We start from the raw sequence: 9,746 nt of genomic DNA on the forward strand, positions 1-9,746 counted from the left end.
TGGATACACGGCAGTAGCAGAGCGTGGGTGCAGCTTCGTTGCTGAATCCCATGAGTTCAGCCACGTCATAATAACGTGTACCGCCTTTGGTCTTTCTGGCTGGAAGCAACTCGCCTGTACTCTCCCACTTCCTCAATGTTGAGTGGTCAGTACCCAGCAAGCGAGCTGCTTCACCAATCTTGACTAATCTCTTATCCATAGTGTGAGATTATGATAGATAATCATAGATTACTCAATACTGTTTCAAACCCGATAGTTTTTCACCGTCGCGATAGGCTTGTTCCAGGTGTTGATAAGCTTCAGAAAACCTGTCCGGACTAGCGTCACCTGCTTTCACCATGGCGTATATTGAAGCGCCCCAGATGACTCTCGACAAAGTATCTCCGGCATTGGTGGCCTGTTCACAATGGGAGATTGCATTCGCCAGATCGGCTTGCTCATAGGCTTCCATGCAGATCCGTCTCAGTTCACTTTTGGGAGGCTGGAAAGTGATCTCAATGGTTGGAGTACCATTGAGAAATACCTGGGTATCAAGAATGACCGGAGGGTCGAGTTCTGCCTTACACCTTTCCAGGTCCAGAGACTCACTGTAAGAATCCTGGGCGGATATTAATAAGCCCATTGTCAGAATAAATCTGCAAGCGTATTTCTGAATGCTCATAGCCATATTTATTGGGCGCTATTTCCCATAACGGCTTCACTATAGTTCAGTAAAAATGCAAGCAGGTTTAAGATTTTGAGGCGCAGGAAGGTGGAGTAGGTCAGATAAGCGACTCTACTCCAGAGTGGTCAAGTTCAGAGGGATTCAGCTTTGGAAAGCTCTTCGCGCATCTGGTTGATAACCGTTTGATAGTCGTCAGCATTAAAGATGGCAGAACCAGCAACAAAGGAGTCGGCACCGGCTTCAGCAATTTGTCGAATGTTCTGAACTCCCACGCCGCCGTCTACTTCCAGACGAATATCCAGACCGCTTTCATCAATAATCTTGCGGACATGGCGCAGTTTACGCAGGGTGGAAGGAATAAATTTCTGGCCACCAAAGCCCGGGTTCACGGACATCAACAGAACCATGTCCAGTTTGTCGATCACGTATTCAATAACATCGGGTGAAGTGGCTGGGTTTAATACCAGACCGGCTTTGCAGCCGCCTTCACGGATTATTTGCAGACTGCGATCAATATGATCAGAAGCTTCAGGATGGAAGGTGATCATGCTGGCACCGGCTTCAATAAAATCACCAATCATACGATCAACCGGGCTGACCATCAGGTGCACGTCGATAGGGGCGGTGACTCCGTGTTTTCTCAATGCCTTACAAACCATTGGGCCAATGGTCAGATTGGGCACATAGTGGTTGTCCATAACATCAAAATGAACCCAGTCTGCGCCAGCAGCAATCACGTTATCCACTTCTTCTCCCAGGCGGGCGAAGTCAGCTGAAAGGATGCTTGGGGCGATAATAAAGTCGCGCATGTTTTGGTTTCCGGTGATTTCTGATCAGAAATGAGGGGGATTTTAGACTGTTGTTATTCTTGTGTCAGTGACTTTTGAGTGCGTTCGATGATCTGGTCTGGGGTTGCACCTCTACAGATCCCTCTGATTTGCATGGGTGTTTTACTCATCAGGTGCTCATAACCCTTCAGGTTTTGGAGTCCGGTGGTGAGCAATATTGATATGGGAAGGTCAGTGTAAGAATTAACCCGGAACATTCATAAAGCTGCTTTCAAAAGGCTGAAGACTATGGAAATACAGAGTTGTGCAATGTTTGATGTGTACGAAAATAAACAAACATCACTCGTCGGCTTCTCGCTGGCTCTTTTTCGGCTGACAGCATTTTCTCGCTAAACCCATGCAATAAGCATGAATAGGACGAGAACATGAGTCAGCCGAAAATAGCAGAGCGAGAAACTCGACACTTTATGAAGTTTCCGGGTTAACGTAGCCGACTTTATAAATGACTTATGTCATCTATAAAGTCTTGGCTGGAGAGCGGTTTAGCCCTTTCAACTTATACGTTGGTGGGTTTTTACTTCTTCAATCCATGATATGGATAACATAATCATGGCTCCAATACAGGCGGCTATCAGGACATGGAATCCACCATCCCAGCCGTATCGGTCAACGATAAAGCCCATGGCTATATTGGCAAACAAAGCCCCTCCAAGATAACCGAACAGACCTGTCAGACCCGCCGCTGTGCCAGCCGCTTTTTTAGGCACCAGATCCAGAGCGTGAACGCCAATTAACATCACCGGACCATAAATCAGAAAACCTATGGTGATCAGAGCCAGGTTATCCACAAGGGGATTGCCGGGAGGGTTCTTCCAATAAACGATCACGGCTACCAGAACCGCCGCCAGATAGACAAGGCTGGCGGGAGCACGGCGCCCTCTGAAATAACGATCGCTCAAATAGCCACAGAGCAGCGTTCCAGGAATACCGGCAAACTCATAGAAGAAATAGGCCCAACTGCTGTCCGTCATTGAGAATCCCTTAGCCTCATCCAGATAAGTTGGTGCCCAGTCCAGAACGCCGTAGCGCACCAGGTAGACAAAGGCATTGGCAATGGCGATGTACCAGAGCAGGCGATTGTTCAAAACGTATTTGAAAAAAATCTCGCTGGCAGAAAACTCTTTCTCATGAGAATCATCGTAAGCAAAGGCGTGTGGGTAGTCTCCGGTGTGCTCTTCTATGGGGGGCAGTCCACAAGATTGAGGGGTGTCCCTGACCATCAGCCAGCTAACAAAAGCGGTGCCAATAGCGACCAGACCTGCGAAATAGAAAATACTGTGCCAGTCGGCAAACAGCGCCATGCCCAGAATGGCCAATGGGCCAATCAGGCCGCCACCAACATTGTGAGCCAGATTCCAGGTTGCCGCCCAGGTGCCCCGTTCACTGACAGAAAACCAATGGACAATAACCCTGCCACTGGAGGGCCAGCCCATCCCCTGAAACCAACCATTAAAAAACAGCAGAATGAACATCGCCGGAATGGTTGCGGTAGCAGCGGGGATTGTGCCCATGAGAATCATAGTCATGGCGCTGAATAACAAACCGCAGGTGATGAATTTTCGTGCGTCACTGCGGTCAGAAAGGTTGCCCATTAGAAATTTACTAATGCCATAGGCAATAGAAACGCCAGAAAGGGCAAAGCCTAGCTCCGCCTTGGTGAAACCCTGTTCCACCAGGTGGGGGATGGCGAGCGAAAAGTTCTTCCTGACCAGATAGTAACCGGCGTAGCCAATAAAAATTCCAAGAAAAACCTGACGCCTCAATTGCTTATAAGTGTTGTCGACATCCTGGCTGGCAATGGGTTCCTGATGCCTGGCCGGACTCAAAAAATTATTCATACGACCCTGATGCTCTCGATTGGATTGTTAGTGGCAGTTGTGCTGCCTTTTGACCTTCCTGGGTAACTCGATAAAACGACTGAAAATACCTGACAGCTCAGGAATCATTCTCGTAAACAAAACTAAAAATAGGCGAAAAAAATTAAGCAGGTCTATTAATTTAGCTTCTTTGGATAAATAGTGATGGGTGAAGAGCGCCAGTGGTTCTGGCACCCTATCAGGTTGTAGCGGGTAGATCAGGGGGCGGGGTTAGGCTGCAGGGTGTGAATGTTTTCAATCTCTTCCAGCAGCGACTCTGAAAGCTGCAGTTCACTGGAAGCCAGGTTGTTCTCCAGTTGCTCCAGAGTGGTAGCCCCAATAATGTTGCTGGTCAGGAATGAGCGAGATGTGACAAATGCTAATGCCATCTGAGCAGGATCCAGGCCGGAATCTCTGGCGAGCTGAACATAGGCTTCGATGGCTCTGCGGGATTGAGGCGAGTCATAACGCTGGTAGTGAGGGAAGAGGGTTAATCGAGCATTTTCCGGTCGGGCGCCGCCGATATACTTACCACTCAGAGCGCCAAAGCCCAGTGGTGAATAGGCCAGCAGCCCTACCTGCTCCCGGTGAGCTATTTCAGCAAGACCCACTTCGAAGGAACGGTTCAGAAGGTTATAGGGGTTTTGAATGCTGACGGCCCTGGGAAGACTGTTCTCCTGGCTGAGGCGAAGGTGTTCCATGACGCCCCAGGGGGTTTCATTGGACAGGCCGTAATGTTTGATCTTACCCGCCTTGACCAGTTCATCCAGGGCAGAAAGTGTTGCTTCTATAGGTGTACCGTCAAAACCATTCTGATGGGCATAGCCCAGTTTACCGAAAAAGTTGGTGTTGCGATCAGGCCAGTGCAACTGGTAAAGGTCTATGGCTTCAACGCCCAGTCGTTTGAGGCTACCATCAACGGCCTTATGGATATGTTCTGGCGTCATCATTCGTCCGCCGTCCATGTAGTCAAGGCCCGGGCCGCAAACTTTGGTAGCAATGACCAGGTCGTTGCTTGAGCCGCGCTTCTTCAACCAGTGACCAAGAATGGTTTCGGTTCGGGTATAGGTCTCTTCTCTGGCAGGTACGGGATACATCTCGGCGGTATCAATAAAATTGACACCATAGTCCACGGATCGGTCCAGTTGGGCGAAAGCTTCCTGTTCAGTATTTTGTTCGCCCCAGGTCATGGTGCCAAGACAGAGAGCACTTACCTGGATGTCGGTTCGCCCTAGTTTTCTGTATTCCATTGAGATCAAGCTCTAGAGGGTGGATTTTAAGAGTCTGTCAGATTAAGCCTGATAGGCTCAGGATGGGAGAATAACGTTGGATTTACGGGTGTCTCAAGGATTTTTGCGGAACAATTGTATCAGTTGGTACGTATGAACCCTCTAATCTGCCATAAGGGGGTTTCATTCCTGTAAACAGACGATATAATACTGCTCCCGTTTCCCAATTGAGCGCCCCATGTTTGAGCAGGTCGTAGCCTGAAGCTATTAGCCTTGCTTCATCCCCGAGCGGATTTCGATATGGAATTCAGTAAGGGGCGGCCAAGTAAGAACAGGTATTGCATATTGCAATACTACTGAGGCGAATTTAATGAAAACTTTTAGTGCAAAACCAGAAACAGTAAAACGTGACTGGTTCGTGGTCGACGCTGAAGGCAAGACCCTGGGCCGTCTGGCTACCGAAATTGCTTCCCGCCTGCGCGGTAAGCATAAGCCAGAATACACACCTCATATTGACACTGGCGATTACATCGTTGTTGTTAATGCTGAGAAGGTTCATGTGACTGGCCGTAAAGCGTCTAACAAGATGTATTACCGTCACACTGGCTTCCCTGGTGGTCTGCGTTCAGCTAGCTTTGAAAAGCTGATTGCGCACAAGCCAGAAATGGTCATCGAAAAAGCTGTTAAAGGTATGCTGCCAAAAGGCCCTCTGGGTCGCGATATGTACCGTAAACTGAAAGTTTACGCCGGTACTGAGCATCCGCATACTTCACAACAGCCACAGAAACTGGACATTTAATCGGGGGTAGCTATGTCAGTGACTCAATACTACGGTACTGGACGTCGTAAGTCTTCTACCGCTCGTGTCTTTCTGAAATCTGGTTCTGGCAGTATCTCTGTCAATGGCCGTAGTCTGGACGAATACTTCGGTCGTGAGACCGCTCGTATGGTTGTTCGCCAGCCTCTGGAATTGACCGAACTGCTGGAAAAGTTTGACATCAAAATCACCGTTGCTGGTGGTGGTGGTTCCGGTCAGGCGGGTGCTATCCGTCACGGTATCACTCGTGCGTTGATGCAGTACGATGAAAGCTTACGCCCAGCTCTGCGTAAAGCTGGCTACGTTACTCGTGACGCTCGTGAAGTTGAACGTAAGAAAGTGGGTCTGCGCAAAGCGCGTAAGCGTCCACAGTTCTCCAAGCGTTAATATCAATGGCGTCTGTTTCAGGCGCTGTTGTAGAAAACGTCCGCTTTATGCGGGCGTTTTTTTTTACATAAGAAAAAAGTCATAACAATTATACGACTATTGTTTTTTGGTTCGATCGAATGGATGGGTTATATAAGAAATGGACTTTTTTGATTGAGTAAATCAAGTTTACTTTCTGACAGGTTCGGCTTACGCAGGATTGACGCAGAATGAGTAAGGTTGTGCCAATGCAGGGTGGCTGGTTCTGGAGGTCTTGAAACTAGAGGGTTTGATTCTCAGATTCAGGAAAACTTCATGTAAGGCTTTTGTATAGAAGCTAAAACCAGTATCATTACGCCTTGCTGCCAAGGTGGGAAAAATAATCAGACTGAGCTTTGATAGGGGGGGCGGGGGAAAAGTCATCTATAGGTTTTTCTCTTCTAAGAGAGGTATCTCTTTTACTCCCTGCTAATATCCCACCCGTGAATTAAAAGAAGTCATTGGGCATTTGCCTGGATGGGGAGAGTAGGTTAAATGAGTGACAACGGCGTAAATAACAGCCGGCGCCGCTTTCTCGTGGCTGCGACTTCGGTGGTGGGGGCTGCCGGAGCCGTTGGGGTCGCTACACCTTTTATCAAATCATGGAATCCCAGTGCCAAAGCTAAGGCTGCTGGTGCTCCTGTGAAGGTGAACCTCAGTAAGCTTGAGCCGGGACAGCAGATCGTTGTTGAATGGCGCGGGAAACCTGTGTTTGTAGTAAGACGCACACAAGCCATGCTGGATAATATCCGGTCTCTTGACGACAAGTTGAGAGACCCCAATTCCGAGAAGTCAGAACAGCCCGCGTATGCGGCGAACGAGTACCGTTCCGTCAAGGACGAGTACCTGATTCTGGTTGGTCTTTGTACCCACCTTGGGTGTTCACCCAAATACATGCCTGAAGTTAAGCCAATGGAATTTGATCCTGAATGGAAAGGTGGTTACCACTGTCCATGTCATGGTTCCAAGTTCGATTTGGCGGGTCGTGTATTCAAGGGAGTACCTGCACCTACCAACCTGGAAGTGCCTCCTTATACCTTTGTGAGCGACACCGTGATCATTGTCGGCCAAGATGAGGAGAATGCGTAATGGGAAACTTTATGGATTGGCTTAACGCCAGGCTTCCCGTCACCCAGGTTTGGGAAGATCATCTCAGTAAATACTACGCACCAAAAAACTTTAACTTCTGGTATTTCTTCGGCTCGCTGGCCCTGCTGGTTCTGGTCAATCAGCTGCTGACCGGTATCTGGCTGACCATGAGTTATGTGCCCAGTGCTGAACAGGCTTTCGCCTCTGTTGAATACATCATGCGTGATGTGGAATACGGCTGGCTGATTCGCTACATGCACTCTACCGGTGCTTCTTTCTTCTTTGTTGTCGTCTATATGCATATGTTCCGGGGACTTTTGTACGGTTCTTACCGTGCTCCGCGTGAACTGGTGTGGATCTTTGGTATGGCGATTTACCTGGCCCTGATGGCAGAAGCCTTCATGGGTTATATGCTGCCTTGGGGACAGATGTCTTACTGGGGTGCTCAGGTTATTATCTCCCTGTTCGGTGCTATCCCTGTTATTGGTCCTGACCTGCAGCAGTGGATTCGTGGTGACTTCCTGATTTCCGGGATTACCCTGAACCGCTTCTTTGCCCTACACGTTGTTGCGTTGCCTATTGTTATTCTGGGTCTGGTTGTTCTCCACATCATTGCTTTGCATGAAGTGGGTTCCAATAACCCTGATGGTATCGACATCAAGAAGCTGAAGGATGAAAACGGCATTCCTCTGGACGGTATTCCTTTCCACCCCTATTACTCTGTGAAAGATCTGGTAGGTGTTGCGGTATTCCTGTTTGTTTTCTGCAGTGTCATGTTCTTCTTCCCGGAAATGGGGGGTTACTTCCTTGAGTATGCCAACTTTGAACAGGCAGACGCACTGAAGACACCGGCTCATATTGCTCCGGTTTGGTACATGGGGGCGTTCTACTCCATCCTGCGTGCCATCACCTTTGATATTGGTCCGATTGATTCCAAGCTGGGTGGATTTATTGCCATGGGTGGCGCGATAGCCATTCTCTTTGTATTGCCATGGCTGGATCGCAGTCCTGTTAGATCCTGGCGCTACAAGGGAATGATCAGCAAGGTAGGTATTGTGCTGTTTGCCATTGTCTTTGCCATGTTGACCTGGCTCGGTACTCAGCCTGCGACAGTGGTTTATACGCTCATCGCACAGCTTTGCACCCTGTTCTACTTTGCATTCTTCCTGCTGATGCCGTTCTATACACGATGGGAAAAAACAAAACCCGTACCGGAGAGGGTGACCGGATAATGAAAAAAGCAATAATTACCCTGTTGTTTTCGCTGGTTCCTTTATTCGGATATGCGGCGGGTGGTTCAGGATATCCTCTGGATCCAGTTGAAACCGACCCGTCGGACAAAGCATCGCTTCAGCGTGGTGCTATGTATTACCAGAACTTTTGTGCTGGCTGTCATGCCACCCAGTTCCAGCGTTATGAGCGTGTAGCCGACGATATCGGTATTCCACACGATCTGATGCTGGCGAATCTGGTGCCAAAGTCTGGCAAGATTGGTGATCTGATGATCAACAGCATGCGCAAGGATGAGGCTAAGGTTTGGTTTGGTGCTGCACCACCCGATCTGACCATGGTGACCCGTGTTCGTGGTGATGATTGGGTATACACCTATCTGCGTACTTTCTATGAAGATCCAAAGCGTCCCTGGGGCGTGAACAACAAGGTATTTCCTGATGTAGGTATGCCTCATGTTCTGATGGAGCTTCAGGGTGTTCAGATCGATAGCTGTCAGGGTGTCAGTCCTACTGAGCGTGATCCGCTGACCGGCGAGAAGATCTGTGGTCTGACGGTTGATCCTGAGCGTAAGGGTTCTATGAGTCCAGCGGAATACGATCAGGCCATGTACGACCTGACCAACTTCCTGGCTTACTCTGCTGAGCCTGTGAAGCAAAAGCGCCAACAGTTAGGTATTTATGTCCTGCTGTTCCTGGTACTGCTCTTCATCGTAACTCTGCTGCTCAAGCGTGAGTACTGGAAAGATATTCACTGATGTGATGTAGCTTGTAAGAACCTGGGTTCTCCATACTGCCGTTCATCTAACGATGTCTGTTAGATGAACGGATGCCAAAACCCGACTATTTCCCCAGTCGGGTTTTATTTTTGAAAATGCCTTTCACCATTGTTTCCCACGAATTCCATTCTTGCTGTGAATAAATTCAGTCAGGAAAAGTCTGTTTTGTGAACAGTGGCTTGCCACTCATCTCCGGTATAGAGCTTGCTGTAATCCAGGAAAGGGTCGCCGCTATTCCGAGATAATAGATGGGGGCGAAAACGTCGTCAGTGCTGTGTATCAGATAAACAGCTGCCATAGGGGTGGTGCCGCCAAACAGTGCCAGGCAAATGTTATACCCTACAGAAACACCACTGCATCGGAGTTCAGTGGGTAGTAGTTCAATCACTGCGACAGTACTGACAGAGAGCCCAATACCAAACAACATCGAAAACAGAGCCATGCCCGTAGCGGTTAGCATTAGGTTGGGCTGATGGAGCATCCACCACAGGGGATAGCTGCCAAATAACAGTCCTGCAGAGACCATGTAAAGCACAGGTTTACGTCCAATTCTGTCCGATAACTTACAGCCAAGGGGGGGTCATTATCAGGGTGACCAGTAATCCGATATTGCTGACCCAATAGCTCTGGGAAAGAGAGGTTTGTTTGGCATAGGTAGAAATGAAATAGATGAGAACTAACATAGAGCTGACATTACTTGCCATGACTAGGAGCCTGACCGAGAATAGGTTATTCAGATATCCAAAATCACAAAATGAGCAAAAAACATCCATATCTCCGACGTGATTTGCTCATTTTTACAGATTGGCAGCCTTTTACCGCCTTTATGC

Annotated in this window: 10 protein-coding genes and 1 pseudogene; 5 read left to right on the plus strand and 6 right to left on the minus strand. The window is 48.6% G+C overall.

Annotated features, from left to right (window positions below; translation table 11 throughout):
- The 5 genes from ACR2PX_RS21120 to ACR2PX_RS21140 form a co-directional block, all read right to left on the minus strand.
- A partial coding sequence (locus ACR2PX_RS21120) for a MerR family DNA-binding transcriptional regulator (RefSeq protein WP_433997671.1) occupies positions 1-199 on the minus strand: 199 nt, incomplete at its 3' end.
- 33 nt (positions 200-232) lie between these two features.
- Positions 233-661, minus strand: a complete 429-nt coding sequence (locus tag ACR2PX_RS21125) for a hypothetical protein (protein WP_434001337.1) — start codon at positions 659-661, stop codon at positions 233-235.
- A gap of 134 nt (positions 662-795) precedes the next feature.
- On the minus strand, positions 796-1,473 hold the full coding sequence (rpe, locus tag ACR2PX_RS21130; RefSeq protein ID WP_434001338.1) for a ribulose-phosphate 3-epimerase: 678 nt from the start codon (positions 1,471-1,473) through the stop codon (positions 796-798).
- A 530-nt stretch (positions 1,474-2,003) separates the two neighbouring features.
- Positions 2,004-3,350, minus strand: coding sequence for a glycerol-3-phosphate transporter (gene glpT / locus ACR2PX_RS21135; protein WP_434001339.1), 1,347 nt, complete (start codon positions 3,348-3,350; stop codon positions 2,004-2,006).
- Between the two features lie 236 nt (positions 3,351-3,586).
- Positions 3,587-4,618 carry an NADP(H)-dependent aldo-keto reductase gene (locus ACR2PX_RS21140; RefSeq protein WP_434001340.1) on the minus strand — a complete coding sequence of 344 codons (1,032 nt, stop codon included), beginning with the start codon at positions 4,616-4,618 and terminating at the stop codon, positions 3,587-3,589.
- A 349-nt stretch (positions 4,619-4,967) separates the two neighbouring features.
- Between ACR2PX_RS21140 and rplM the strand changes: the two genes are divergently transcribed.
- The 5 genes from rplM to ACR2PX_RS21165 all read left to right on the plus strand — a co-directional run bounded on the left by rplM (position 4,968) and on the right by ACR2PX_RS21165 (position 8,895).
- Positions 4,968-5,396, plus strand: a complete 429-nt coding sequence (gene rplM, locus ACR2PX_RS21145) for a 50S ribosomal protein L13 (protein WP_434001341.1) — start codon at positions 4,968-4,970, stop codon at positions 5,394-5,396.
- A gap of 12 nt (positions 5,397-5,408) precedes the next feature.
- A complete protein-coding gene (rpsI, locus tag ACR2PX_RS21150) occupies positions 5,409-5,801 on the plus strand; it encodes a 30S ribosomal protein S9 (RefSeq protein ID WP_434001342.1) in 393 nt (130 codons plus the stop codon).
- A 513-nt stretch (positions 5,802-6,314) separates the two neighbouring features.
- Positions 6,315-6,908 carry a ubiquinol-cytochrome c reductase iron-sulfur subunit gene (petA, locus tag ACR2PX_RS21155; protein ID WP_434001343.1) on the plus strand — a complete coding sequence of 198 codons (594 nt, stop codon included), beginning with the start codon at positions 6,315-6,317 and terminating at the stop codon, positions 6,906-6,908.
- Positions 6,908-8,140, plus strand: a complete 1,233-nt coding sequence (locus ACR2PX_RS21160; protein ID WP_434001344.1) for a cytochrome b — start codon at positions 6,908-6,910, stop codon at positions 8,138-8,140. The genes petA and ACR2PX_RS21160 overlap by 1 nt, the downstream gene beginning before the upstream one ends.
- On the plus strand, positions 8,140-8,895 hold the full coding sequence (locus ACR2PX_RS21165) for a cytochrome c1 (RefSeq protein ID WP_434001345.1): 756 nt from the start codon (positions 8,140-8,142) through the stop codon (positions 8,893-8,895). Before ACR2PX_RS21160 ends, ACR2PX_RS21165 begins: the two co-directional genes overlap by 1 nt.
- A 166-nt stretch (positions 8,896-9,061) precedes the next feature.
- Here ACR2PX_RS21165 and ACR2PX_RS21170 read toward each other — a convergent pair.
- A pseudogene (locus tag ACR2PX_RS21170) lies at positions 9,062-9,469 on the minus strand (hypothetical protein); the annotation flags it as partial.
- Positions 9,470-9,746 lie beyond the last annotated feature (277 nt).

Source organism: Endozoicomonas sp., from assembly GCF_051008435.1.
Taxonomy (GTDB): Bacteria; Pseudomonadota; Gammaproteobacteria; order Pseudomonadales; family Endozoicomonadaceae; genus Endozoicomonas_A.

Bases quoted from the DNA above. Each gene is read 5' to 3' on its own strand.
- ACR2PX_RS21125 (WP_434001337.1), bottom strand. From the start codon at position 661: ATGAGCATTCAGAAATACGCTTGCAGATTTATTCTGACAATGGGCTTA.
- rpe (WP_434001338.1), bottom strand. From the start codon at position 1,473: ATGCGCGACTTTATTATCGCCCCAAGCATCCTTTCAGCTGACTTCGCC.
- glpT (WP_434001339.1), bottom strand. From the start codon at position 3,350: ATGAATAATTTTTTGAGTCCGGCCAGGCATCAGGAACCCATTGCCAGC.
- ACR2PX_RS21140 (WP_434001340.1), bottom strand. From the start codon at position 4,618: ATGGAATACAGAAAACTAGGGCGAACCGACATCCAGGTAAGTGCTCTC.
- rplM (WP_434001341.1), top strand. From the start codon at position 4,968: ATGAAAACTTTTAGTGCAAAACCAGAAACAGTAAAACGTGACTGGTTC.
- rpsI (WP_434001342.1), top strand. From the start codon at position 5,409: ATGTCAGTGACTCAATACTACGGTACTGGACGTCGTAAGTCTTCTACC.
- petA (WP_434001343.1), top strand. From the start codon at position 6,315: ATGAGTGACAACGGCGTAAATAACAGCCGGCGCCGCTTTCTCGTGGCT.
- ACR2PX_RS21160 (WP_434001344.1), top strand. From the start codon at position 6,908: ATGGGAAACTTTATGGATTGGCTTAACGCCAGGCTTCCCGTCACCCAG.
- ACR2PX_RS21165 (WP_434001345.1), top strand. From the start codon at position 8,140: ATGAAAAAAGCAATAATTACCCTGTTGTTTTCGCTGGTTCCTTTATTC.